We start from the raw sequence: 24,716 nt of genomic DNA, 5'->3' as shown, positions 1-24,716 counted from the left end.
CATCTTAGAAATGCACCTTCACCAGCAGGCTGGTGGTGCTTTCGTGGGTATCGAGGTTGTTGTTGTTTTCGATGCCGTACTTGTCTTTCCAGTAGCTGTATTCGACGCCGACATACACCTGCTTTTCCCGCCAACCGAGGGTTTTGCCCAAGTCATATTTGACCTGGGGGTTGAAGTGCAGGTTGGCGTGATACGTCCCGCGCGAGTTCTGGTCATTGTCGACGACCCAGTCCAGGTAGCCGTCGATCAACAGGCTCGAGTTGCCCAGGGGCACGGTGTAGGACCAGGCCGGCGAGATCTGCCAGACGTCATCACCGGGGCGCGAGCCTTCGGTCTGGCGGTAGTAGAAGTTCAAGGTGAAAAAGTTGAAGCCCGGTACCGCGAGGTCGAAACCGGGGCCGATCAGGTACGCCTCGCTGTCGTCTTCGCCATTCTCGTAGGTCAAGGCCAGCAACACATCCTTGATCGGGCCGAGTTCGAATCGGCGGTCGAGAATCTTGCCGAAGGAGAGGCGCGGACTGAACTCGCCGTAATAGGCGTGTACGCCTTTGTTGCGGTCCTTCTCGCCGTTGTAGTAGGTGCTGTCGATGAACATGAAGTTGTCGCCATACTTCCAGCGGTCGGCGTGTTCGAAGGTGATCGTCTGCTGGATCGGCGGGTTGACCGCAAAATCCTTGCCGTACAGATAGCTCAGGCTGTTGGTTTGCCACAGCAGCAAATCGCCGGCCATGGCTTGGCTCGCAGCCAGGAGGCCAGCACCCAACAGCATGTTTTTCTGTGTCCGAATCATCTGTTGCTCCCTCTTGTTTTTATTTTTCAAGGCGCAGGAAACCCCAACCCCTGTAGGAGCGAGCATGCTCGCGATGGTCGTTAACGATTACGCGTGGTATCTGGTTAAACGCGTTGTCTTTACGTCCATCGCGAGCATGCTCGCTCCTACAGTGGGGGGGCGTTTCTGTCTTAGTGGGCGTGACAGTCGTTGATGGCCGCGCGTTCGGCGCCACCGAGGATGTTGAACAGCAAGTTCAGGGTCAGCGCGCTAAGCGTGGCCATGGCGATACCGCTGTGGGTGATCGGGCTCATCCACACCGGCAGGTGGGCGAAAAACTCCGGTCGTACCACCGGAATCAGGCCCATGCCGATGCTCACCGCCACCAGCAATTGGTTGCGTCGGTCACCGATGTCGGCTTCCTGCAGGATCTTGATACCGGTGGCGGCGACCATGCCGAACATCGCGATCGCCGCGCCGCCCAGCACCGCCGGTGGAATCGAGGCCACGAGGAACGCGGCCTTGGGTAGCAGGCTCAGCACGATCAACAAGCCGCCAGCAACGATGGTTACTGAGCGGCAACGTACGCCGGTCATCTGCACAAGGCCGATGTTCTGCGCGAAGGAGGAGTGGGTGAAGGTGTTGAAGAAGCCGGCGAAGAACGAGGCGCCGGCGTCACACAACAAGCCGCGACGCAACATGCGCGGGCAGACTTCCTGGCCGGTGATCTTGCCCAGGGCCAGGAACATCCCGGTGGACTCGACGAAAATGATCACCACCACCAGGCACATCGAGAGGATTGGCGCGAGCTCGAATTTCGGCATGCCAAAGTGCAACGGCGTGACAAATTGCAGCCATGGCGCCTGGGCCATGCCGCTGAGGTCGACCATGCCCAGCACGCCACAAAGCACATAGCCCAGGCACATGCCGATCAATACGGAAATGTTGACCCAGAAGCCGCGCATGAAACGATGCACCAGCAGGATGGTGCCCAGCACCAATGCGGCGATGGTCAGGTAGATCGGTGAGCCGAATTGAGCGGCTTGAGCACCACCGCCGGCCCAGTTCACGGCCACGGGGAACAGCGACAAACCGATCGAGGTGATGACCGTGCCAGTAACCAGCGGCGGGAAGAAGCGCACGACCTTGGACATGAATGGCGCGATGAGCATGCCGAAGAACCCGGCGGCGATGGTCGCGCCGAAGATCCCCTGCAGGCCGATGCCCGGCATGCCGGCCATGGCGACCATGCTGCCGACGGCGGCGAAACTGGCGCCCATCATCACCGGCATGCGAATGCCCATGGGGCCGATACCGAGAGACTGGACGATGGTGGCGATGCCGGCGACCAGCAGGTCGGCGTTGATCAGGAAGGCGATTTCTTCACGATTCAGGCCAGCGGCCTGTCCGATGATCAGCGGCACCGCAATGGCGCCGCCGTACATCAGCAGAACATGTTGCAGACCGACCAGGATCAGTTGCAAAAGGGGCAAACGCTGAATGGCGGGTGCGTCGGGGATGCGTGCTGGGGAGAGCTCGGACATGCAACACCTCGGATCATTTTTATTCTTGTGATTTTTTGCATCAGGGTCGACCGCGGTGCGGCCATTCGCGAGCAGGCTCGCTCCCACAGGTTTTGCATTGTCTGTGTGGGAGCGAGCCTGCTCGCGAAGCTTTTATTGCTTAATTGGTCGGGGCACCCTGAACGATCCAGGCGCCGATCAGGTCACGTTCCTGCTGGGTCATCTGGGTGATGTTGCCCAAAGGCATGATTTGACTGGTGACGGCCTGGGCCTGGATGCGCGCCGCGTTCTGGCGGATCTGCTCGGGGGTGTCGAACATCACGCCGGCGGGAGCGGCGCTGAACAGCGGGCTGGTCGGTTTGGCCGAATGACAGACTGCGCAACGTTCCTGGATCACGCTGTGCACCTTGTCGAAACCAGGGCCGGCGTTGGACGCCTGAGCTGGCGCGGCTGCAGGGGCTTCGGCAGGTTTTGCTTCAGCCGGTTTCAAACCACCACCCACTGCTGTTTCCGGCAGAGGCTGGTACTCGATCGCGGCAGGTGCCTTGGCCACTTCAGGCGCGCTGGACATCGGCTTCGGACCAGACACATAGGCCAGGCAAATCATGCCCACCGCTGCCACCGGCAGGGTCCAGGCAAACTTGTGGCTGTCGTGACGGGTGTTGAAGTAGTGACGCACCAACACCGCCAGTACCGCGATCCCGGCCAGGATCAGCCAGTTGTATTGGCTGCCGTAGGTGCTCGGGAAGTGGTTGCTGATCATGATGAACAGCACCGGCAAGGTGAAGTAGTTGTTGTGGCGCGAACGCAGCAGGCCTTTGGCCGGCAGCGCCGGATCGGGCGTGCGGTTCTCGGCGATGGCCGCCACCAGTGCGCGCTGCGCCGGCATGATGATGCGGAACACGTTGCCGACCATGATGGTGCCGATGATCGCGCCGACGTGCAGGTATGCACCGCGACCGCTGAACACCTTGCTGAAGCCATAGGCGGCGCCAATGATTAGTACGAACAGGATGAAACCGAGCAGGGCAGGGCGTTTGCCCAGGGCCGAGTCACAGAGGAAGGAGTAGATGAACCAGCCGATGAACAACGAGCCGATACCGATGGCCACGCCTTCAGGGCCGCTCAGGGTGCTGCCCGGAGCCAGCAGGTAGAGCGTCGGGTTGGAGTAGAACACCACGCACAGCAGCGCGATACCCGACATCCAGGTGAAGTAGGCTTCCCATTTGAACCAGTGCAGGTTGTCCGGCATGGTCGGTGGAGCCAGTTTGTATTTTTCCAGGTGGTAGATACCGCCGCCGTGGATCGCCCACAGATCACCGGCCAGACCGCTTTTCGGGTTGACCCGATTGAGGTTGTTTTCCAGCCAGACGAAGTAGAACGATGCGCCGATCCAGGCCACGCCAGTAATCATGTGAACCCAGCGCACGCTCAGGTTCAGCCATTCCAACAGATGTGCTTCCACAGTCTTTACCTCTCGCCTGTCACTCTGTTGTCGAGTGATCAGACCTTCTCTTATTGGTGGGGGGCGAGGATCAAACGCTCATCCTCTTTGAAAAAATGCTCATCGCAGTTATTGCCTGTGCCACTGCGATCAACCACCAGGAAGTCATCCCGCTTTTCGATCGTCAGCACCGGGTGGTGCCAGACGCCGCGATGGTAATTAATGCCCTGCCTGCCGTTGGTGACGAAGGCGCGGACCAAGCCTGATACAGGTTCATCGCCAAGTGGCGCGACCACGATCAGAAAGGGGTTGCCGAGCAGCGGAATGAAAGCCTGGCTGCCCAGCGGATGACGCTCCAGCATGCTGACGGTCAGCGGCATGTCCTGCGCGTCGGCGCGGAAGATGCTGATGATCGCCTTGTCCTCTGGCGTGGCGGTTTCCACCGTCGCCAGTTTGTGAAAGCGCATGGTCGAACCGTTGTTGATCATGAAGTGATCGCTGCCGTCGGTTTCGATCACGTCACCGAAAGGGGCGAAGGCTTCTTTGGTCAGCGGTTCAATCGTCAGTGTGCGCATGCTGGTCTTCTTATCCAAAATTTGTGTTGTTTGATCTGACGCCTTCGCGAGCAAGCCCGCTCCCACAGGGGAATGCATTTCAAATGTGGGAGCGGGCTTGCTCGCGAATGGCCTCAGCGCTTATTTAGCGACCTTGCCGAGGACGCGCAGGCGGCTCACACCACCGTCGGGGAACACGTTCAGGCGGATGTGGGTGATCGGGCCCAGGGCCTTGATCTGCTCGGCGAAGGTGTGTTCGGCGTGCATTTCCAGCTTCTGGCTTGGCAGCAGTTCACGCCAGAACAGCGACTGGGTTTCGATCTGGCTGTCAGTACCGCCCTTCACGAACGCGCCCTGGATCGAGCAACTGTCCGGGTAGTTGCCCTTGAAGTGCAGGGTGTCGACGATGATTTTCTCGATCTCGCCCGGATGGCCCAGGGCGACGATCACCCAGTCATTGCCTGGCGTGCGACGACGTGCGGTTTCCCAGCCGTCGCCCATGTTGATGCCACGGCCCGGGTTGAGGATGTTGCTCATGCGGCCGAAGTGCTCGTCGGAGCAGGCGAGGGCGCGGCCACCGTTGAGGGCTGCCGCCAGGTCGACCTGCTCGTTGTCACCCACCGCCGACCAGTCGCGGAACGGGATGCCGTACACGCGCAGGCGAGCCACGCCGCCATCCGGGTAGATGTTGAAGCGCAGGTGGCTGAACGCCTGGTCGTTGCTGATTTCGTGGTAGTGGTGGCTGTTGCCTTGCAGCTCGACGGCCGACAGCACTTCGGTCCACTGGGTGTTTTCATTCGGCTCGCCTTCGGCCAGGAAGCAGGCTTCCAGGGAAGCCGACGGTGGGAAGTTGCCGGTGAAGAATGAAGTGTCGATGTCCACGCCTTTGATCGAGCCAGGCACGCCCAGGCGAATCACGGCGCTGTCGTAGCCTTCGAAGCGCTTGCGGCGCGACTCCCAGCCGTCCATCCACTTGCCGTTATCATCGAACACGCCCTCCTTCCACACGGCCGGGGTCGGTTGAAACAGACGGTTGGCGTCTGCGAACCAGTCATCGGTGACCGAGATGATCTTGGTGCCCAGGCGGGCGTCGGCCAGGTTGACGAACTTCTCGAAAGGTACGGCGTAAGCTTTCATTCTTCTTGTCTGCCTTTAATAAGTTGGCTTGGGATGCTTGCAGTGCCCTGGGTGCTTCAGCGTTTTTAACACTCGGGCAAAACTCGCTATAGGGTCAGTAATCGGAACAGGGCGATCTTGTTGATCTCCGCCAGCGCGCACTTGAACTCGGTATCTACCGGGTTGTGGATGCGCGTTTCGAACGCCGCGAGGATCTGATGCCGGTTGCTGCCTTTTACCGCCATGATGAAGGGAAACTTGAACTTGGCCTTGTAGGCGTCGTTCAGCTCGGTGAAGCGCTGGAACTCTTCGGCCGTGCATTGGTGAATACCGGCGCCAGCCTGTTCATGGGTGCTGGCTTCGGTCAATTGGCCCTGGACGGCAGCTTTGCCAGCCAGGTCCGGGTGAGCGTTGATCAGGGCCAACTGGCTTTCGTGATCAGCGCTCAACAGGATGTCGCTCATGCGCTGGTGCAGGGTTTCGATCTGGTCGATCGAGGCATCCTGGCCCAGGTCAAAGGCCTTCTCGGCCACCCATGGCGAATGTTCGTAGATGTCGGCGAAGGCTTTGACGAAGGCGTCGCGGCTCAGGGTCGAGGGTTTCAATGTTTGAAAGGCGCTCATTTCGCGGCCCCTTGGTACGGGTGGGTTTCCTGCCAGTGGCGTGCAATGTCGACGCGGCGGCTGAACCACACCTGTTCATGACTTTTAGCGTATTCGATAAAGCGCTTGAGCGAAGCCAGACGCGCCGGACGGCCGATCAGGCGGCAGTGCAGGCCGATCGACAGCATTTTCGGGGCTTCGGCGCCTTCGGCGTAGAGCACGTCGAACGCATCCTTGAGGTATTCGAAGAAATCGTCGCCCTTGTTGAAACCCTGCACCTGGGTGAAGCGCATGTCGTTAGTGTCCAGGGTGTACGGGATCACCAGGTGCGGCTTGCCGGTCGGATTGTTCGGTTCCCAGTAGGGCAGGTCGTCGTCGTAGGTGTCGCAGTCGTAGAGGAAACCGCCTTCTTCCATCACCAGCTTGCGGGTGTTGGGGCCGGTGCGACCGGTGTACCAGCCCAGCGGACGCTCGCCGGTGATTTCGGTGAGGATGCGGATCGCTTCGAGCATGTGCTCGCGTTCCTGGGCTTCGTCCATGTACTGGTAGTCGATCCAGCGGTAGCCGTGGCTGCAGATTTCGTGGCCGGCATCGACCATCGCGCGGATCACATCCGGGTGACGCTGGGCGGCCATGGCCACGGCGAAGATGGTCAGTGGAATGTCGAATTCCTTGAACAGCTTCAGAATCCGCCAGACGCCGGCGCGGCTGCCATACTCGTAAAGCGATTCCATGCTCATGTTGCGCGCGCCCTGTAGCGGCTGGGCAGACACCATTTCCGAGAGGAATGCTTCGGACTCTTTATCGCCGTGCAGGATATTGCGCTCGCCGCCTTCTTCGTAGTTGAGAACGAATGACAGGGCGATGCGGGCATTGCCCGGCCAGTGTGGGTGCGGAGGGTTACTGCCGTAACCGATCAGGTCGCGAGGGTAGTCAGCGCTCACTGCAGTCTTCCTTCTTATATTCGTGGTGACAGTTGGTGTGACGCGACTAAAGGTTGGATCACTGGGTGGCGTCACAGCGATGGGGTGATTGTATACAACTTTATATTCACTTTGTAAGCCTGATTTTTTGCATTTTTCGTTAACGGTCATCTTTGCGTGTTAGCGACACGCACCTGCAAGAAACTTGCCTGGCTGGTCAGTTAATGATTGCAGGGTTTGGAGGGGGCGGGCTTCGCAGGAAATTCGCGGGATTTTAATCTTTGGCGGCATCAGGCGCAAAAATGTCGTTTTTATTGTGTACAATTTTTTTGAAAAGTGTCTTAATCAATCGCTCGCCGCAGCTTTTCGTGCTCCGAATCGGTGCGGTCTCCTTTCATCTGACTTCGGGAGGCGCGAAGCCTGGCTGCTCCACGCAGGCAGGTGCGCAGAATCAATGGGACGTTTGACTACACATGTTTTGGACGCTGCACATGGTTGCCCGGGCAGCTCGATCAAGGTCGAGTTGTACCGCGTTGAAGGTTCGCAGCTGGAATTGGTCGCCAGCGCGATAACCAACAGCGATGGTCGTGTCGATGCGCCGCTGCTGCAAGGCGATGAGTACCGGACCGGTGTCTACCAGGTTCAGTTTCATGCGGGCGACTACTACCGCGCCCGTGGTGTCCAGTTGCCGGAGCCGGCATTCCTGGATGTGGTGGTGCTGCGTTTTGGCATCTCTGCCGAGCAGGATCACTACCATGTGCCGCTGCTCATTTCGCCCTACAGCTATTCAACGTACCGAGGAAGCTGATCCCCCAAACAGCTTTCTCCACCTGGAAGCGACTGCGCATATAGCTTCTTTGGTCTTTCGCCCGCTCACACTGCGGGCTTTTTTTCGCAAAAAATCCTGGGTGGCAAAGGCCGGATCCGCTGCTACATAAAGCCCATCCCGCCAAAACAGGGTGTGACGAAGACAATTCAGTTACTTATTGAGCAGGCAAAAAGGCGATTCATGTAGTATAACTACAAGCGTGCTACATCCCCGGCGCCTGCCAAATAAAAAAGAGTCCAGCCCTTTGAATCTGCTGCAACACATCGCCCAGTCTCGCCACCTGTTACGCAAGTCGGAGCTCAAGGTCGCCGATCACGTTTTGCTTGATCCTGCGGCCGTGATGCACAGTTCCATGGCGGACCTGGCCCACAGCGTGGGGATCAGTGAGCCAACCATCGTGCGCTTTTGCCGCGCCATCGGTTGCTCGGGTTTCCAGGACTTGAAGCTCAAGCTGGCCCAGAGCCTGGCGGCGGGTGCGAGTTTCGGGCAGTTCGCGATCCATGAGGACGATTCGGTAGCGGACTACAGCCTGAAGATTTTCGACACCACCCTGCACACGCTGATGGAGGTTCGCGAGAAGCTCGATCCGCTGGAGTTGCAGCGTGCGGTGACGCTCATGTCCCAGGCCCAGCGCGTCGAATTCTATGGTTTCGGCGCCTCGGGTGCGGTGGCGGCAGATGCACAGCACAAGTTCTTCCGCTTGCTGCTCACGGCGGCGGCGTATTCCGATCCGCACATGCAGGCGATGTCGGCGGTCACCCTGAAACCAAGCGACGTGGCGATTTGCATTTCGCAGTCCGGCCGCTCCAAGGATTTGCTGATCACCGCCAACCTGGTGCGTGAGAGCGGCGCCTCGTTGATCACCTTGTGCCCTAGCCAGACGCCTTTGGCTGAACTGTCGACCGTCAACCTGGCCATCGACGTGCATGAAGACACCGAAATCTACACGCCGCTGACCTCGCGCATCGCCCACCTGGTGGTGATCGATGTGTTGGCCATGGGCGTGGCCATGGCCCGCGGGCCGAGCCTGGTCAACCACCTCAAGAGCGTCAAGCGCAGCCTGCGCAGCTTGCGCCTGTCGCCCAAGTCGGTGAAAGCGCTGGACGACTAAGGTCAAAAGATCGCAGCCTGCGGCAGCTCCTACAGGTGTTCACAAATCCCTGTAGGAGCTGCCGCAGGCTGCGATCTTTTGATTGTTCATCTCTCTGTCACCGACCCGCCGCCAAACCGTCATCCCTCGCGCCTATCTTGAAACTCCCGTATTCGACTTGGGAGAACGCAAATGGCCCAGCCCTACGAAGAGCGCAACAGTGTCGTCAAAACCCGTCGCCAGCAGGAAGACCGGCGCCGCATGGCGTTTCGCCGTGCGATCGAAGATCGTTGTGAGCAGCGTCAGCTTCTGGCCGAGATCGCCGATTTTACTGGCGACCTTGAGCTCAATTACTGGCAGGCGGCAGCGACAACTTCCCGTCGAAGCGCTCAACCAGCGCGCTGATCTGAATTCTTTCGCTTCGAATGAACGCAAGGAAGGCGTGAGCCACCGGTGACAGGCGCTTGGCCTTGGCCTGTACCAGGCACCAGCTGCGGTAGAGCGGCAGTTCTTCGATCGGCAATTCGATCAAGCCGCCGGTGGCCAATTCAAGGTTCAGGGCGTGGCGCGTCAACAGTGCCACGCCCAGGCCCGCCAGCACACATTCGCGCTGGGCTTCGGCCGAGGAGACCTCCTGGGTCTGGTTGAAATGCACACGTTTCTCCTTGAAGTATTCTTCGCAGGCCAATCGCGTGCCCGAACCCACCTCGCGCATCAGCAAGGTGTAAGGCTCAAGATCCTGTAGGCGCAACGGCCCCTGATGGCACAGCGGGTGGTCCGGCGGGGCCACCGCAACGATCGGATTGTTCAAGAACGGCAGGAACTCCAGCCCCATGTCCTGCGGCACCATGGACATGATCACCAGGTCGTCGCGGTTGTCCGACAGTCGTCGAATCACCTGGGCGCGATTGACCACCGTCAGTTGCAGGTTCACTTCCGGATGCTGGCGCTTGAAGGCGGCAAACAGATGCGGTACGAAATACTTGGCGCTCGATTCCACCGCCAGTTTTAGTTGGCCTTGCAGGGAGCCCTGCATGTCCGACAGTTGCATGTCGAGGTTTTCCAGGCGCCCGAAAATGTCCCGGCTCGCTCGTTGCAGCGCTTCTGCGGCCTCGGTCATGTAGAGTTTTTTGCCGACATAGTCGAACAGCGGCTGGCCAACTAGCTCTTCAAGTTGACGAATCTGCAGGCTAACGGCCGGTTGCGTGAGGGACATTTCGTCGGCTGCCCGGCTGTAGGACCTCAGGTCACAGACTTCGTTGAAGATCTGCAATTGACGTAATGTCATACGCATCAAGGACTTACGCATTTTTTGAACACTCTGGCCACGGGCTGGTGTGTCAACTATAAGTCTTTACTTATGCATGACCCAATAATTATTCATTTTTGTTAATCCCTTGTGAGCGCTAGTGTGGCGGTGCGACCAAATTGAAACATTTGGTCACTCGTCGACCTGGTCTAGCAGGTCGTGGGTACCACCGGATCAAGGGAAACTCCAAGTGATAAAAAAGATCCTGATCGCCAACCGCGGTGAAATTGCCGTACGAATCGTACGCGCTTGTGCCGAAATGGGCATTCGCTCGGTCGCGATCTATTCCGACGCCGATCGCCATGCCCTGCATGTCAAACGTGCGGATGAGGCCCACAGTATTGGTGCCGAGCCACTGGCCGGTTACCTGAACCCGCGCAAGCTGGTGAACCTGGCGGTGGAAACCGGTTGCGATGCCTTGCACCCCGGTTACGGATTCCTCTCGGAAAACGCTGAACTGGCCGACATCTGCGCCGAACGCGGGATCAAATTCATCGGTCCATCGGCTGAAGTCATTCGCCGCATGGGTGACAAGACCGAAGCTCGCCGCAGCATGATCAAGGCGGGTGTCCCAGTCACCCCGGGTACCGAAGGCAACGTTTCGGGCATCGAAGAAGCCCTGACCGAGGGTGACCGTATCGGCTACCCGGTGATGCTCAAGGCTACCTCCGGTGGTGGCGGTCGCGGTATCCGTCGCTGCAACAGCCGTGAAGAACTTGAACAAGCGTTCCCGCGCGTCATTTCCGAAGCCACCAAGGCGTTCGGTTCCGCGGAAGTGTTCCTGGAAAAGTGCATCGTCAACCCCAAGCACATTGAAGCGCAGATCCTCGGCGACAGCTTTGGCAACGTTGTGCACCTGTTCGAGCGTGACTGCTCGATCCAGCGCCGCAACCAGAAGCTCATCGAAATCGCGCCGAGCCCGCAACTGACCCCGGAACAGCGCGCCTACATCGGCGACCTGTCGGTGCGCGCAGCCAAGGCCGTGGGTTACGAGAACGCCGGTACCGTGGAGTTCCTGCTCGCCGAGGGCGAGGTGTACTTCATGGAAATGAACACCCGGGTGCAGGTGGAACACACCATCACCGAAGAAATCACTGGCATCGACATCGTCCGCGAGCAAATCCGCATTGCATCCGGCCTGCCGCTCTCGGTGAAACAGGAAGACATCCAGCATCGCGGTTTCGCGCTGCAGTTCCGGATCAACGCCGAAGACCCGAAAAACAACTTTTTGCCCAGCTTCGGCAAGATCACTCGTTATTACGCACCCGGCGGCCCGGGCGTACGGACCGACACGGCGATCTACACCGGCTATACCATTCCACCGTTCTACGATTCCATGTGCCTGAAACTGGTGGTCTGGGCGTTGACCTGGGAAGAAGCGATGGACCGCGGCCTGCGCGCGCTGGACGACATGCGCGTGCAAGGGGTCAAGACCACCGCGGCCTACTACCAGGAAATCCTGCGTAACCCGGAATTCCGTAGCGGCCAGTTCAACACCAGCTTCGTCGAAAGCCACCCTGAACTGACCAACTACTCGATCAAGCGCAAACCCGAAGAGCTGGCCCTGGCCATCGCCGCCGCCATTGCCGCCCACGCAGGCCTGTGAGGAATAGAACAATGTCCAAGAAGATTTTCGTAACCGACACCATCCTGCGCGACGCCCACCAATCGCTGCTCGCGACCCGCATGCGCACTGAAGACATGCTGCCGATCTGCGACAAGCTCGACAAGGTCGGCTATTGGTCGCTGGAATGCTGGGGCGGCGCAACGTTCGACGCCTGCGTACGCTTCCTCAAGGAAGACCCGTGGGAGCGTCTGCGCCAACTGCGCGCCGCGCTGCCTAACACTCGCCTGCAAATGCTCCTGCGCGGCCAGAACCTGCTGGGCTATCGCCACTACAGCGACGACGTGGTCAGGGCTTTCGTCGCCAAGGCAGCGGTCAATGGCATCGACGTGTTCCGCATCTTCGACGCCATGAACGACGTGCGTAACCTGCGTACCGCCATCGAAGCGGTGAAAGCCGCCGGCAAGCACGCCCAGGGCACCATCGCCTACACCACCAGTCCGGTGCACACCATCGACGCGTTCGTGGCACAGGCCAAGCAGATGGAAGCCATGGGTTGCGACTCGGTGGCGATCAAGGACATGGCTGGTTTGCTGACCCCCTACGCCACCGGTGAACTGGTCAGGGCGTTGAAGGCCGAGCAATCGCTGCCAGTGTTCATTCACTCGCACGACACCGCCGGCCTGGCAACCATGTGCCAGCTCAAGGCGATTGAAAACGGCGCCGACCACATCGACACCGCAATCTCCAGCTTTGCCTCCGGTACCAGCCACCCAGGCACCGAGTCGATGGTCGCGGCCCTCAAAGGCACCGAGTACGACACTGGCCTGAATCTCGAGCTGATCCAGGAAATCGGCCTGTACTTCTACGCCGTGCGCAAGAAGTACCACCAGTTCGAAAGCGAATTCACCGCGGTCGACACCCGTGTTCAAGTCAACCAGGTGCCGGGCGGGATGATTTCCAACCTGGCCAACCAGTTGAAAGAGCAGGGCGCCCTGAACCGCATGAGCGAAGTGCTGGCAGAGATCCCGCGGGTTCGCGAAGACCTCGGCTTCCCGCCACTGGTGACCCCGACTTCGCAAATCGTCGGCACCCAGGCGTTTTTCAACGTGCTGGCAGGCGAGCGCTACAAGACCATCACCAACGAAGTGAAGCTGTACCTGCAAGGTGGCTACGGCAAGGCGCCGGCCCCGGTGAACGAGCAACTGCGTCGCCAGGCTATCGGCAGCGAAGAAGTGATCGACGTGCGCCCAGCCGACCTGCTCAAGCCGGAAATGGCCAAGCTGCGTGCCGACATCGGTGCCCTGGCCAAGTCTGAAGAAGACGTGCTGACCTACGCCATGTTCCCGGACATCGGGCGCAAGTTCCTCGAAGAGCGTGCAGCGGGCACCCTGACCCCGGAAGTGCTGTTGCCGATTCCGGAAGCCGGTGGCGTCGCTTCGGCTGGCGGCGAAGGCGTGCCGACCGAGTTCGTCATCGACGTCCACGGCGAAACCTACCGCGTCGACATCACCGGTGTGGGCGTCAAGGCTGAAGGCAAGCGTCACTTCTACCTGTCCATCGACGGCATGCCGGAAGAAGTGGTGTTCGAGCCGCTCAACGAATTCGTCGGCGGCGGCAGCAGCAAGCGCAAGCAGGCCAGCGCACCAGGCCACGTCAGCACCACCATGCCGGGCAACATCGTCGATGTGCTGGTCAAGGAAGGCGACAGCGTCAAGGCGGGCCAGGCTGTGCTGATCACCGAAGCGATGAAGATGGAAACCGAAGTCCAGGCCGCCATCGCCGGCAAAGTCACCGCCATTCACGTGGCCAAGGGCGACCGGGTGAATCCGGGCGAGATCCTGATCGAGATCGAAGGCTGAGTTAACGGCCGCGATACAACGCTTTAAACCTCGGGGGGGCATGTGCTCCCCTTTTTTTTTGCCCGGACATTTACCATTGGTCCCTTGGGCACCTTCCTCCAATGTTTTTGAACAACCTACGGCACTCGCGCGAGCTGTGATGGCCTAAGCATCAGGGCGCAACGTTGCGTCCGGTGACTGGCCAGGATCGGATATGAACGAAGAGACGCTAAAAGATAAATCGCTGGCGGTTTTGCTGGTGTTGGTGAGCATCGCGTTCATCTGGATCCTGCTGCCTTTCTACGGTGCGGTGTTCTGGGCGGTGATCCTGGGGATTGTCTTTGCGCCCATGCAGCGCCGGCTGCAGCTAAAGTTCGGCTGGGAGCGCAACCTGACTTCGTTCTGTACGTTAAGCATCTGCCTGGTGAGTGCGATCCTGCCGGTGATCATCATCAGCTTCCTGCTGGTTCAGGAAGGCACGGCGCTGTACAAGAGTATCGAGAGCGGTGAGCTGGACATTGCCGCGTATGTAACGCAGTTCAAGCATCACTTGCCACCGTATTTCCAGCATTTGCTCGATCGGTTCGGCGTGGGTGAGTTGAACGGGCTTCGGGAGAAAATCGTCAAGAGCGCGATGGCAGGCGGCGAGGTGACAAATCGGGTGTTCAGTCTTGGCCAGGGTACATTCGAGTTCATCGTCAGCTTTTTCATCATGCTCTACCTGTTGTTTTTCTTCCTGCGCGACGGCGCTGAACTCGCGCGCAAGGTACGCATGGCCGTGCCACTGGAGGAACACCAGAAACGCCGTTTGCAGCTCAAGTTCAATCGCGTGGTGCGAGCCACGGTGAAGGGCAACCTGTTGGTAGCGATTACCCAGGGTGCATTGGGCGGAATAATTTTCTGGTTTCTCGACATTCCGAGCGCGTTGGTCTGGGCGGTGTTGATGGCGCTTCTGTCCTTGTTGCCGGCGGTCGGGGCAGGGATTGTCTGGGCGCCGGTGGCGGCGTTTTTCCTGTTGACCGGCGCAGTCTGGCAAGGCGTGGTGCTGGGGTTGTTCGGGGTGTTCGTGATCGGCCTGGTGGATAATGTGCTGCGCCCGATCCTGGTGGGCAAGGACACGAAGATGCCGGACTACATGATCCTGATCTCGACCCTGGGCGGCCTGGCGTTGTTCGGGCTCAACGGGTTTGTCATCGGTCCGTTGATCGCGGCCCTGTTCATGTCGAGCTGGGCCATTTTCATCGAGACAAAACCGCGGGTTCAGTTGCCTTAGGCACTGAGCTTGCCTGGCTGTCCCGTGCCGATTTGCAGGGACAACGCCTGGGCGTCCGGTAGTGAGGTCAGCGGGCCGCTGATTTGTTCGCCGTCCTGGACCAGGTACCAGCAGGCGAGCAACCCAAGCGCTCTGAGCGGTGCGGGAACGGCGCTGCCGATAACGGACATGATCTGAATCTGAGACATCATAGGGACCTCCATCAATCTGTGGAGTCACCTTACGGTCCGCATGCGTCGAGGGAAAATCAACGTTTTCAATAGTGGTCATTGATGCCAGTGAGGTCAGATCACCGGCTGACGCTCAGACGACCACCTGGTCGAGCATATGAACCACTTCCTGCTCGCTGAGCAGCCCCTTTCTCACCAGGTTCTGCGTCAGCAGCGAAAGGAACTTGGCGCTGCGATGACCTTCGAGCTGCTTGAGTTCCGTCAGGGCGTTGTAGACCTTGCTGCAAGTGCACAGGCCATTGATGCGGTGCGGGTTTTGCGTGGGCATGAGCTCGTCCTTGTTGTTATTGACCCGTTGCAGGCGCCGTTATTGCTGTTGCTGGCGCAAAAGGGAAGGGCGAGTCAATCTTGCCGACTTCACCGGTCGACACTGTCCCGAGAACGACGCCGACAGGATCTTTCCAGACCTGTGGCGACGAACGGCGGATTGCGCGCGCGGGATTACCAGCGGCCGTAACCGTGGGGCGGACCGTAGTAGCCGCGAGGTGGGCCGTAGTAACCACGGGGTGGGCCGTAGTAGACCGGTGCCGGGCGGTAGTAGATCGGTTGCCCCACATACACCGGTGCGGGTTGGTAGTAGACCGGTGGGGGCGGCGCCATGTAAACCGGCTGCGGTTGCGCATAAACCGGCTGGGCGTAGACCGGTTGCGGCGTCACGTACACAGGCCGGTTGCTGTTGATGATTGCCGAGCCAACGATGGCAGAGCCGACGATCGCGCCAAATACCGCCGGACCTTCCCAACCGCCACCGCCATGGGCCTCTGCCTGGCCTGCGACCGCGAAGGCGCCGATCAGCAAAGCCACTGTGGGGATTCTACGGATCATGATGATTCCTCGGTGCTTCGCCCCGGCGCTTGTGTCAGCAATAGACTCAAGGAATGTCGCGGGGATACTTCTAAGACAGCTTTTTTTTAAAAATCAGCACAGCCGCCGGGTAAATTTTGTGTAAGGTCTGTGTCGTCATCCTTACGGTCACGCGGCGTCCGCCAGTGCACGCAAATATGATTGATCAGAACCCGATGGGCAGGCTAATCCCGTCCATCCGAAAGTGCAGCACAAGGAGATTCATATGCAGATGAACCCCAACAGAGACACCCAGCTGTGCATGTCCCTCTCCGGACACCCTGGGAACTTTGGCCTGCGATTTCACAATCACCTGTATGAGCAGTTGGGGCTGAATTTCTACTACAAGGCGTTTTCCAGTCAGGATCTGCCGGGCGCCGTTGGCGGCATTCGCGCCCTGGGAATTCGCGGTTGCGGTGTATCGATGCCGTTCAAGGAAGCCTGCATAGCCCTGGTCGATGAACTGGACCCTTCTGCCGCAGCCATCCAGTCGATCAATACCATCGTCAATACCGACGGCCATCTCAAGGCCTTCAACACCGACTACATCGCCATTGCCCAGTTGCTGCAGACCCACCAGGTGTCCAAGGACACCACGTTTGCGTTGCTTGGCAGTGGCGGCATGGCCAAGGCAGTGGCCAGCGCCTTGCGCGATGGCGGTTACCGCAACGGCTTGATCGTGGCGCGTAATGAGCGCGCGGGCCAGGCATTGGCCCAGTCGCTGGGTTACCCGTGGCAAGCCGAGCTCGGTGAGCAACGTCCGCAAATGCTCATCAACGTCACGCCCATCGGCATGACCGGCCCACATGCCGAGCAGTTGGCGTTCGATGCCCATGCCGTTGCGGCTGCGGATATCGTCTTCGATGTCGTCGCAGTCCCTGCGGAAACTCCGCTGATCGTGCGCGCTCGTACCGAGGGCAAACATGTCATCACCGGGCTCGAAGTGATTGCGATCCAGGCACTGGAGCAATTCGTGCTTTATACCGGTGTGCGCCCGACCGATGAGCAGTTTCAAAAAGCCGTGGAATTTGCCCGCAGCAGCCTTGCCTATTGATTGACGGGCAGCCGCAATCGCCGCCCGCAAAGGCTCGCCCCTTTATTCGAGGCGTGCCAAGCGCTCTTCCAGCGCGGCAATTCGTGCTTCGAGCTCCTCGATACGCTCCACCGACACAGCGCCGCCAGCACCACGCTCCGGCGAGTTTTGGCGGGCCGCGAGGATCGCTTCGATATCTGCCGGATCGCCCAGTGCATGGGTATAACGATCTTCGCGCTGTCCGGCCTGACGCGGGATCAGCACTGCCAGGCCACGGGCGATCAGGCGTTCCAGCTGATGCACGACCTGCTCGGCATCCTCGAAATCATGCATGCGCCCGCTGCGGGTCAGCAGTTCGTTGACCGTCTGCGGCCCCCTCAGAAACATCAGCCCGGTCAGGATCACCTGCGCTGGCACCAGTTCCAGTGCCTTGTCGACCTTGTGCTCCCAGCGATCGGCACGGCTGCCCATCACCAGTCGGGCGAAGCCGCGTCCTTCGAGGGCGCGCAGGCTCTGGCCGACCTGGCCCTGGGTGAGGTTCATCACCGGCTCGCGGCTGGTTTTCTGATTGCAGGCAATCACCAGGGCATTGAGGGTCAGCGGGTAGGTTTCCGGGCTGGTGGCCTGTTTTTCGATCAGGGAACCCAGAATGCGGATTTCCGTACTGTTCAGGCGTGGTTCGTCGAAAGTCGTTTCTTGCTCAGTACTCACAGTGTCTGGAACCTCGCTAAGGGTTGGTCTGGATTTTCTCGGCTTATAAGACCTCGTTGATGGAGGTTAGTCGAGCCTTGCCTGCGTGCAGCGCTTCATTGTCCACGGCATCGCTCGTTCGGACTAGGCAAGGCTGACGATTTCACCGCGTCCGCACAGCGGCAGACTTCATGTTCAAAGGGGTGTTGCGCCACGCGTGCCCCACCAGACGAACAGAAGGCGCCGCGATGGAGTTTGCATTCAGCGACGAACAGGAAATGATCCGCGCATCGGCCGAGGGCTTGCTCGCCGATGTGTCGGATTCGGCCGCCGTGCGCGCGGCGATGGTCAGCGAACGGGGTTTCGACGAGGCCCTCTGGCAGCGGTTATGCCAGGAAATGTGCTGGCCGGCGATCCATATTCCCGAAGCCTATGGCGGCCTCGGGCTGGGCTTCGTCGAGCTGGCAATCCTGCTGGAGCAGATGGGGCGGCGATTGTTGTGCTCGCCGTTTTTCGCCACGGCTTGCATGGCCACACCTGCGTTATTGCTGGCTGCCAACGATCAACAGAAGCAGCGTTGGTTGCCTTCGATTGCTGACGGCAGCCTGACCGCGACCCTGGCGTTCAGCAGTGCCAATGGTTGGTCGGCTGGCGACGTCCAGGCCACGGCGGTGGCTGAGGGCGACGGTTTTGTCCTCGACGGCACGCTCAAGCATGTACTGGATGGCCATGGTGCCGACCTCTTGATCATTGCCGCACGGCAACCCGGATCGACCGGCGCGGCGGGCATCAGTCTGTTCGCCGTTGACGGCGCGCGAGCGGGCATCGAGCGGCAAATGCTGCCGACCATGGACCAGACCCGGCGCCAGGCTCGCATCGAGCTCAAGGGCCTGTACCTCGAAGCCGACTGCCTGCTGGGTACATTCGGCAACGGCTGGACGCACCTGGAGCAGGTCCTGCAACTGGCCTGCATCGGCCTGGCTGCCGAACAGACCGGCGGCGCGCAGCAGGTGCTCGACCTCAGCGTGGCCTACATGCAGGAACGCCAGCAGTTCGGTCGCCCCATCGCCAGTTTCCAGGCCCTCAAGCACCGTGCCGCCGACATGATGCTGCAAGTCGAATGCGCACGTTCGGCCTGCTACTACGCGGCGTGCGTCGCTCAGGAAGCCCTTGATCCCCGGGGCGATGCCGACGTGGCGGGCGAACTGCCGCTGGCCGCAGCGCTGGCCAAGGCGCAGTGCTCGGAAACCTTTTTCCACTGCGCGTCCGAGTCGATCCAGCTGCATGGCGGCGTCGGTTTCACTTGGGAATATGACCCACACCTCTACTTCAAGCGCGCCCGCGCCAGCGAGAGCTTCCTCGGGCTGCCGGCCTGGCATCGCGAGCGGATCGCCGCGGTAATTCTTGGAGAGCAACCATGAAAATCAGTTTCAGCGAGCAAGACGAGTGCTTTCGCCAGGAAGTCGCCGACTGGATGAGCGTCAACCTCTGCGGTGAATTCGAGTCCCTGCGCTTTCGCGGCGGCCCGGGCGATGAGCACATGTTTCCCCAGGAGCGCAAAGCCTGGGAGCGCAAACTGGCCGAGGGCGGCTGGACATGTGTTGGCTGGGCGCCAGAGCATGGCGGGCGTGGGCTGTCGATCACCCGGCAGGTGATTTTTCACGAAGAGTACGCCCGCGCTGGCGGCCCAGGGCGCATGGGGCATATCGGCGAAGGCCTGGCCGGGCCGACTATCGCCGCGTTCGGCACGGTCGAGCAGCAACAGCGTTTTCTGCCAGGGATCGTCAACGGCACGAGCTTCTGGTGCCAGGGCTATTCCGAGCCTGGGGCAGGCTCCGACCTGGCCAACGTCAAGACCCGCGCAACCCTGGACGAAGCGACCGGCAGTTGGGTGATCAACGGGCAGAAAGTCTGGACCTCCCTGGCCCATGAATCGGATTGGTGCTTTGTGATTGCTCGCACTGAACCGGGCAGCGGCGGCCATCGCGGTTTGTCTTTCCTGCTGGTTCCGATGGCCCAGGCTTCAATCACCGTGCGACCGATCGAGCAACTGACCGGCACCTCGGAGTTCAACGAAGTGTTCTTCGATGACGCCCGCACCGACGCCGCCAATATTATCGGCGCGCCGGGCGACGGCTGGAAAATCGCCATGGCGTTGCTGGGGTTCGAGCGCGGTGTGTCGACCCTCGGCCAACAGATGCAGTTCCAGAACGAACTCAACGAAATCATCGCCATCGCCAAGCGCAACGGGGCTGCCCGCGATCCGATCCTGCGCCAACGCCTGGCCGAGGCCTGGAGCGGGTTGCGCATCATGCGCTACAACTCGCTGCGCATGCTCTCGGGTAGCCAGGACGGTTCTCTGCGCAAGGAGGCGACCATCTACAAGCTGTTCTGGTCGACCTGGCATGCCAGCCTCGGCAAGCTGGCGATGGACGTACTGGGCGCCGAGGCGGAACTGCTCGAGGCCGCGCCTTATCAACTGACTCGGCTGCAGTCCCTGTACCTGTTCAGCCGCGCCGACACCCTCTATGGCGGCAGCAACGAGATCCAGCGCAACATCATTGCCGAGCGCGCCTTGGGCATGCCCAGGGAGGCGCGTGCGGGCAAGTAACAAAAAGAGCGATCTCGGGAGGACCGCGCACGGCTATAATCGGCCGACGTTTTCCTCCTGTCATCACACGAGACTGCCATGACCATTTCCCTGTACGACGCCTCCGTTCCTGTTTTCCAGCAAATGCTCAACGCCCTGAGCGACGTGCTGAAAAAAGCCGAGGCCCACGCCACTGCGAAAAACATCGACCCGAACGCTTTCCTGCAAGCGCGCCTGTACCCGGACATGTTCCCACTGGTGCGTCAGGTGCAGATCGCCGTTGATTTCGCCAAAGGCGTGACTTCCCGTCTGGCTGAAGTCGAACTGCCGAAGTACGACGACAGCGAAACCACCTTCGCCGAACTGCAAGCACTGATCGCCAAGGTCCTGGCCTACATCGGCGAGTTCACGCCCGAGCAGATCAACGGCAAGGAAGGCATCGAGATCGTGACCCGCCCAGGCACGCCGAAAGAGAAGCGTTTCTCCGGCCAGGCTTACCTGCTGACCTACGGCCTGCCGCAGTTCTTCTTCCACGTCACCACCGCCTACGCGCTGCTGCGTCATAACGGTGTGGAAGTGGGCAAGCGCGACTACATGGGCGCGTTCTAAACCGTCCAGCTGCAAAAAAAGCCCGCCCAGGTTTGCGCCTGGGCGGGCTTTTTCGTGGGCGATCATTTTTCATGCTCACCACCGGACCTGTGGGAGCGGGCTTGCTCGCGAAGGCGGTGTGTCAGGCAACGTTTATGTTGAAGCTGACGGCCCCTTCGCGAGCAAGCCCGCTCCCACAGAATCTGCAGCGTTACGCCAATCTTTGGGCTTTCTGTTCTTCGCCCAGGCAAGCCGCCGCGGTGAACAGCACATCAGTGGACGAGTTAAGCGCAGTCTCGGCCGAGTCCTGCAGCACGCCAATGATGAAGCCGACCGCCACCACCTGCATGGCGATTTCGCTCGGGATGCCAAACAGACTGCACGCCAGCGGGATCAGTAGCAACGAACCACCGGCCACGCCCGAGGCGCCACAGGCGCAGATTGCCGCAACAACGCTCAGCAGGATGGCGGTCGGGATGTCCACGGCGATGCCCAGGGTGTGCACGGCCGCCAGGGTCAGCACGGTGATGGTGATCGCCGCGCCGGCCATGTTGATGGTGGCGCCGAGCGGGATCGACACCGAATAGGTGTCTTCGTGCAAGCCTAGGCGCTTGCTCAGTTCCAGGTTGACCGGAATGTTCGCCGCCGAGCTGCGGGTGAAGAACGCGGTTATGCCGCTTTCGCGCAGGCAGGTCAGCACCAGCGGATACGGGTTGCGGCGCAGTTTCCAGAACACGATGAGCGGGTTCATCACCAGCGCCACGAACAGCATGCAGCCCAGCAACACGGCCAGCAGGTGCGCATAGCCGATCAAGGCGCCGAAACCGGAGGTGGCCAGGGTCGAGGCCACCAGGCCGAAGATCCCCAGCGGCGCGAAGCAGATCACCAGGCGCACGATCACGGTCACACCATTGGACAGGTCCCCAAGCACTTCACGGGTGGTGTCGCCCGCATGGCGAATGGCGATGCCCATGCCGATGGCCCACGCCAGGATGCCGATGAAGTTGGCGTTCATCAAGGCGCTGACCGGATTGTCGACCACGCTCAGCAGCAAGCTTTGCAGCACTTCACCAATCCCGCCCGGCGCGGTCACTGCAACGTCATGGGTCGACAGCACCAGGCTGGACGGGAACATCATGCTGGCAACCACCGCGACCACGGCGGCAGCGAAAGTCCCCAGCAGATACAAGAACAGAATCGGCCGGATATGGGTTTCCTGGCCGTGCTTATGGTTGGCGATCGATGCCATGACCAATACGAACACCAGAATCGGCGCGACCGCTTTGAGCGCGCTGACGAAGACTTTGCCGATGAACGCCGTGGATTTCGCCGCTTCAGGCGCGAACGAGGCCAGGGCGATACCGGCGATCAGGCCGATCACGATTTGCGTGACCAGGCTCAGGCGTTTCAAGGGTTGCAATATAGAAGGGGCTGAAGCAGTCATAAAACGGCATCTCGGATTTTTATAAGTGCAAGGTTTCACCGCTGCTGTTGAGCAGCTTCAGGCAGGAAACCGAAGAGGGTCGCGCCATCGACTTCATGAAAGGTCGATGAACGCTGGGTGTACGTTTTGCAGGGCGCGGACTTTATCACAGCGTAGGAAGAATCCTTCAGGCCTGTGACGAACTGCCGCTCGGCTACGCAACGCGATTTGCAGGTTCGTGCAACCGCGTGCGTTATCACTCTGTTAATATTCGCCATCCTCATTTTCATGTCTGCCAGCGGGCCTTCGGGCTATCGCTGGTGTCGTCGTTTTCTGGAGTTGTACATGTTGTTGCCCATTCTTCTGTTGTCTGCCGCCGGCTTCACGGTGCTGACCACGGAATTCGTTATCGTCGGCCTGTTACCGGCCATTGCCCGGGACCTGGACGTCAGCATCCCGCAAGCTGGTTTGCTGGTCACCCTGTTCGCCTTCACTGTCGCCGCATTCGGACCGTTCCTCACGGCATACTTCGCCCGCTTCGAGCGGCGCAAGCTGTTTATCTCGGTGTTGATCATGTTTGGCCTGGCCAACACCCTGGCCGCACTGGCGCCGAACATCTGGGTCATGGCGCTTGCCCGGCTGATTCCGGCGCTGGGGTTGCCGGTGTTCTGGGCGCTGGCCAGTGAGACCGCGGTGGACATCGTCGGTCCCGATTACGCCGGCCGCGCCATCGCCAAGATCGGCTTCGGCATTGTCTGTGCCACGGTGTTCGGCATTCCCGTGGGCACGTTGATTTCCGATGCGTTCGGCTGGCGCAGTGCTTTCGCCATTCTGGCGGTCATCGCCTTTGCCAAGGCACTGCTGCTGTTTATCTACTTGCCGAAAACCAACCTGCACCAGCATCAGGTGAGCTTGCTGTCGCAATTGAAGATCCTGCGTAGCCCGCTGATGCTGGGTCATGTGTTGCTCTCGGTGATTGTGTTCAGCGGCATGTTCACGGCCTACACCTATCTGGCCGATATCCTTGAGCGCTTGGCCGGGTTCAACGGCACCGTGGTTGGCTGGTGCCTGATGGGTTTCGGCGCGGTCGGGTTGATCGGCAACTCGCTGGGCGGTCGTGCGGTGGATCGTCACCCGCTGATGGCGTCGATGATGTTCTGTGCGTTCATGATTGCCGGCCTGGTGGCATTGGTGCCGAACATTCATTCGCCCCTCGGTCTGGCCGCGGCGATGGGCATTTGGGGCGTGACCCAGGCGGCGATGTTCCTGGTCAGTCACGTGCGCCTGATGAAGGCCGCGCCTGAAGCGCCAGCGTTCGCCGCTTCGCTGAACATTGCCGGTGCCAACCTGGGTATTGGCCTGGGCGCGATGATTGGCGGGCGGGTGATCGACAGCGTTGGGCTGCAAGGCCTTGGCTTCGCGGCGGCGGCTTTTATCCTCGCCTCGATCCTGCTGGCCATCGCCCTGATGACGTTCAAGCCCCGGGAAGTCTGCGCCTGAGGCCTTACAGTTCGGTAAACAACTCGCGTCGGGCACCTTCGGTAATGGCGACAATGCCGGGGTGCTTGACCTTGCGCTCCACTGAAATGGCGTAGAACGACTCGCTGACCGCGTCGGTCTGGCCAATCACTTGCACGCCGTACTGGCGCTGTACTTCGTCGGCGATCACGCTCGGGCCGATGAAGATTCCGCTGCCGGATTGGCCGAACGCCTGCATCAAGGCACTGTCGTCGAACTCGCCGACGATCTGCGGCTGGATCTGCTGCTCGGCGAACCAGCGTTGCAAGCGGCTGCGCACCACGGTTTCCGGCCCGGGAATCAGCAGGGGTGCGCCGTGCAGGCTACGGGGGAAGTCCTGGCCATAGCGCGCCGCCAATTCGGCAGTGGCGAAGAAACTGATCCCGCATTCGCCGAGTTTCTGGCTGTAGCCCTTGATATCCAGGTGTGAGGGCATCGGGCTGTCGGAGATCACCAGGTCCAGGCGCTGGATGGCCAGGTCGGCCAACAGCCGTTCAAGCTTGTCTTCGCGGCAGGTGATGCGCAGTGGCTCACTCAACTCCATGGTTGGCGCGATCAGTCGATAGACGATGGATTTGGGCACCACGTCGGCCACGCCCACGCGAAACAGGATCTGCTGCTCGTTGGGCTGCGCGCGCAGCATCAATTCCAGTTCGCCCCCCAACTGAAACATTTGCTCGGCGTAAGGCAAGGTTTGCCGGCCTGCCTCCGTCAACTCAAGCTGCCGACCCACCCGGCGGAACAATTCAATGCCATAGGTTTGTTCGAGCAGCGAGATCTGCCCACTGATGGTTTGTGGCGTCAGGTTCAGTTGCTCGCAAGCGCGCACGATGCTGCCCGTCTTGGCCACCACCCAGAAGTAATGCAATTGTCGATAGTTGAGCATGCGCTGCGTTCCTTTGTAGGAGCTGCCGCAGGCTGCGATCTTTTGATCTTGTTTTTAAGATCAAGATCAAAAGATCGC

General features: G+C 60.2%; 25 protein-coding genes. 11 read left to right on the top strand and 14 right to left on the bottom strand.

Annotated features, from left to right (window positions below; all coding sequences use genetic code 11):
- Positions 1 to 4: 4 nt before the first annotated feature.
- The 7 genes from QLG10_RS10550 to puuE form a co-directional block, all read right to left on the bottom strand.
- The gene (locus QLG10_RS10550; protein ID WP_020800417.1) at positions 5 to 790 is read right to left on the bottom strand and encodes an outer membrane protein OmpK; all 786 of its coding nucleotides are present in this window, start codon (positions 788 to 790) and stop codon (positions 5 to 7) included.
- 170 nt (positions 791 to 960) lie between these two features.
- A complete protein-coding gene (locus QLG10_RS10545; protein ID WP_110749123.1) occupies positions 961 to 2,313 on the bottom strand; it encodes a nucleobase:cation symporter-2 family protein in 1,353 nt (450 codons plus the stop codon).
- Between the two features lie 139 nt (positions 2,314 to 2,452).
- Positions 2,453 to 3,757, bottom strand: coding sequence for a urate hydroxylase PuuD (locus tag QLG10_RS10540; protein WP_179056115.1), 1,305 nt, complete (start codon positions 3,755 to 3,757; stop codon positions 2,453 to 2,455).
- Positions 3,758 to 3,807: 50 nt separating this feature from the next.
- Complete coding sequence (locus QLG10_RS10535; RefSeq protein ID WP_007988150.1) at positions 3,808 to 4,311, bottom strand: ureidoglycolate lyase; 504 nt, start codon at positions 4,309 to 4,311, stop codon at positions 3,808 to 3,810.
- Positions 4,312 to 4,431: 120 nt separating this feature from the next.
- The gene (gene alc / locus QLG10_RS10530; RefSeq protein WP_056853842.1) at positions 4,432 to 5,427 is read right to left on the bottom strand and encodes an allantoicase; all 996 of its coding nucleotides are present in this window, start codon (positions 5,425 to 5,427) and stop codon (positions 4,432 to 4,434) included.
- 86 nt (positions 5,428 to 5,513) lie between these two features.
- Positions 5,514 to 6,029 carry a 2-oxo-4-hydroxy-4-carboxy-5-ureidoimidazoline decarboxylase gene (uraD, locus tag QLG10_RS10525; RefSeq protein WP_020800422.1) on the bottom strand — a complete coding sequence of 172 codons (516 nt, stop codon included), beginning with the start codon at positions 6,027 to 6,029 and terminating at the stop codon, positions 5,514 to 5,516.
- Entirely contained in the window at positions 6,026 to 6,952 is a 927-nt protein-coding gene (puuE, locus tag QLG10_RS10520; protein WP_020800423.1) for an allantoinase PuuE, read from the bottom strand. Before puuE ends, uraD begins: the two co-directional genes overlap by 4 nt.
- A gap of 433 nt (positions 6,953 to 7,385) precedes the next feature.
- Between puuE and uraH the strand changes: the two genes are divergently transcribed.
- The 3 genes from uraH (at position 7,386) to QLG10_RS10505 (ending at position 9,255) form a co-directional block, all read left to right on the top strand.
- Positions 7,386 to 7,739, top strand: coding sequence for a hydroxyisourate hydrolase (uraH, locus tag QLG10_RS10515; RefSeq protein WP_020800424.1), 354 nt, complete (start codon positions 7,386 to 7,388; stop codon positions 7,737 to 7,739).
- Positions 7,740 to 8,004: 265 nt separating this feature from the next.
- A complete protein-coding gene (gene hexR, locus QLG10_RS10510; RefSeq protein ID WP_008056956.1) occupies positions 8,005 to 8,871 on the top strand; it encodes a transcriptional regulator HexR in 867 nt (288 codons plus the stop codon).
- Between the two features lie 171 nt (positions 8,872 to 9,042).
- Positions 9,043 to 9,255, top strand: a complete 213-nt coding sequence (locus tag QLG10_RS10505; protein ID WP_110749119.1) for a hypothetical protein — start codon at positions 9,043 to 9,045, stop codon at positions 9,253 to 9,255.
- On the opposite strand, the gene QLG10_RS10500 is transcribed toward QLG10_RS10505, so the two are convergent.
- Positions 9,197 to 10,159: a LysR family transcriptional regulator gene (locus QLG10_RS10500; RefSeq protein WP_110749117.1), complete on the bottom strand. Its 963-nt coding sequence runs from the start codon at positions 10,157 to 10,159 to the stop codon at positions 9,197 to 9,199. The two genes, QLG10_RS10505 and QLG10_RS10500, sit on opposite strands and share 59 nt — an antisense overlap.
- A gap of 190 nt (positions 10,160 to 10,349) precedes the next feature.
- Here QLG10_RS10500 and QLG10_RS10495 point away from each other — a divergent pair, with 190 nt between their 5' ends.
- The 3 genes from QLG10_RS10495 to QLG10_RS10485 all read left to right on the top strand — a co-directional run bounded on the left by QLG10_RS10495 (position 10,350) and on the right by QLG10_RS10485 (position 14,837).
- The gene (locus QLG10_RS10495; RefSeq protein ID WP_008056950.1) at positions 10,350 to 11,765 is read left to right on the top strand and encodes an acetyl-CoA carboxylase biotin carboxylase subunit; all 1,416 of its coding nucleotides are present in this window, start codon (positions 10,350 to 10,352) and stop codon (positions 11,763 to 11,765) included.
- Between the two features lie 11 nt (positions 11,766 to 11,776).
- Positions 11,777 to 13,585, top strand: coding sequence for a sodium-extruding oxaloacetate decarboxylase subunit alpha (gene oadA, locus QLG10_RS10490; RefSeq protein WP_020800427.1), 1,809 nt, complete (start codon positions 11,777 to 11,779; stop codon positions 13,583 to 13,585).
- A 193-nt stretch (positions 13,586 to 13,778) separates the two neighbouring features.
- Entirely contained in the window at positions 13,779 to 14,837 is a 1,059-nt protein-coding gene (locus QLG10_RS10485) for an AI-2E family transporter (protein ID WP_110749115.1), read from the top strand.
- Here the strand turns inward: QLG10_RS10485 and QLG10_RS10480 are convergent.
- The 3 genes from QLG10_RS10480 to QLG10_RS10470 form a co-directional block, all read right to left on the bottom strand.
- Complete coding sequence (locus QLG10_RS10480) at positions 14,834 to 15,025, bottom strand: hypothetical protein (RefSeq protein ID WP_032831464.1); 192 nt, start codon at positions 15,023 to 15,025, stop codon at positions 14,834 to 14,836. The genes QLG10_RS10485 and QLG10_RS10480 overlap by 4 nt on opposite strands.
- A 115-nt stretch (positions 15,026 to 15,140) precedes the next feature.
- The gene (locus QLG10_RS10475) at positions 15,141 to 15,335 is read right to left on the bottom strand and encodes a hypothetical protein (protein WP_020800429.1); all 195 of its coding nucleotides are present in this window, start codon (positions 15,333 to 15,335) and stop codon (positions 15,141 to 15,143) included.
- A gap of 173 nt (positions 15,336 to 15,508) precedes the next feature.
- Positions 15,509 to 15,892, bottom strand: a complete 384-nt coding sequence (locus tag QLG10_RS10470; RefSeq protein ID WP_110749113.1) for a hypothetical protein — start codon at positions 15,890 to 15,892, stop codon at positions 15,509 to 15,511.
- 244 nt (positions 15,893 to 16,136) lie between these two features.
- Here QLG10_RS10470 and QLG10_RS10465 point away from each other — a divergent pair, with 244 nt between their 5' ends.
- Entirely contained in the window at positions 16,137 to 16,964 is an 828-nt protein-coding gene (locus tag QLG10_RS10465; protein WP_282487316.1) for a shikimate 5-dehydrogenase, read from the top strand.
- Between the two features lie 42 nt (positions 16,965 to 17,006).
- Here the strand turns inward: QLG10_RS10465 and QLG10_RS10460 are convergent, their stop codons facing one another.
- Positions 17,007 to 17,654, bottom strand: a complete 648-nt coding sequence (locus QLG10_RS10460) for a DUF480 domain-containing protein (RefSeq protein WP_282487315.1) — start codon at positions 17,652 to 17,654, stop codon at positions 17,007 to 17,009.
- 227 nt (positions 17,655 to 17,881) lie between these two features.
- On the opposite strand from QLG10_RS10460, the gene QLG10_RS10455 reads away from it, so the two are divergent.
- The 3 genes from QLG10_RS10455 (at position 17,882) to QLG10_RS10445 (ending at position 20,832) form a co-directional block, all read left to right on the top strand.
- Positions 17,882 to 19,054: an acyl-CoA dehydrogenase family protein gene (locus QLG10_RS10455; RefSeq protein WP_110749110.1), complete on the top strand. Its 1,173-nt coding sequence runs from the start codon at positions 17,882 to 17,884 to the stop codon at positions 19,052 to 19,054.
- Positions 19,051 to 20,244 carry an acyl-CoA dehydrogenase family protein gene (locus QLG10_RS10450; RefSeq protein ID WP_110749108.1) on the top strand — a complete coding sequence of 398 codons (1,194 nt, stop codon included), beginning with the start codon at positions 19,051 to 19,053 and terminating at the stop codon, positions 20,242 to 20,244. The genes QLG10_RS10455 and QLG10_RS10450 overlap by 4 nt, the downstream gene beginning before the upstream one ends.
- Before the next feature lie 78 nt (positions 20,245 to 20,322).
- Positions 20,323 to 20,832 carry a DUF1993 domain-containing protein gene (locus tag QLG10_RS10445; RefSeq protein WP_020800435.1) on the top strand — a complete coding sequence of 170 codons (510 nt, stop codon included), beginning with the start codon at positions 20,323 to 20,325 and terminating at the stop codon, positions 20,830 to 20,832.
- Between the two features lie 190 nt (positions 20,833 to 21,022).
- Here the strand turns inward: QLG10_RS10445 and sstT are convergent, their stop codons facing one another.
- A complete protein-coding gene (gene sstT, locus QLG10_RS10440; protein WP_110749104.1) occupies positions 21,023 to 22,255 on the bottom strand; it encodes a serine/threonine transporter SstT in 1,233 nt (410 codons plus the stop codon).
- A 324-nt stretch (positions 22,256 to 22,579) separates the two neighbouring features.
- On the opposite strand from sstT, the gene QLG10_RS10435 reads away from it, so the two are divergent.
- Positions 22,580 to 23,734: an MFS transporter gene (locus QLG10_RS10435; protein WP_110749100.1), complete on the top strand. Its 1,155-nt coding sequence runs from the start codon at positions 22,580 to 22,582 to the stop codon at positions 23,732 to 23,734.
- Between the two features lie 4 nt (positions 23,735 to 23,738).
- Here QLG10_RS10435 and nhaR read toward each other — a convergent pair whose 3' ends face one another.
- Positions 23,739 to 24,638 carry a transcriptional activator NhaR gene (gene nhaR, locus QLG10_RS10430; protein ID WP_110749098.1) on the bottom strand — a complete coding sequence of 300 codons (900 nt, stop codon included), beginning with the start codon at positions 24,636 to 24,638 and terminating at the stop codon, positions 23,739 to 23,741.
- Positions 24,639 to 24,716 lie beyond the last annotated feature (78 nt).

It is taken from the genome of Pseudomonas sp. V98_8, assembly GCF_029967975.1.
In the GTDB taxonomy this organism is placed as follows: Bacteria; Pseudomonadota; Gammaproteobacteria; order Pseudomonadales; family Pseudomonadaceae; genus Aquipseudomonas; species Aquipseudomonas umsongensis.
Note: the sequence above shows the minus strand (reverse complement) of the source record. Positions and strands in the feature narration are given on the sequence as shown.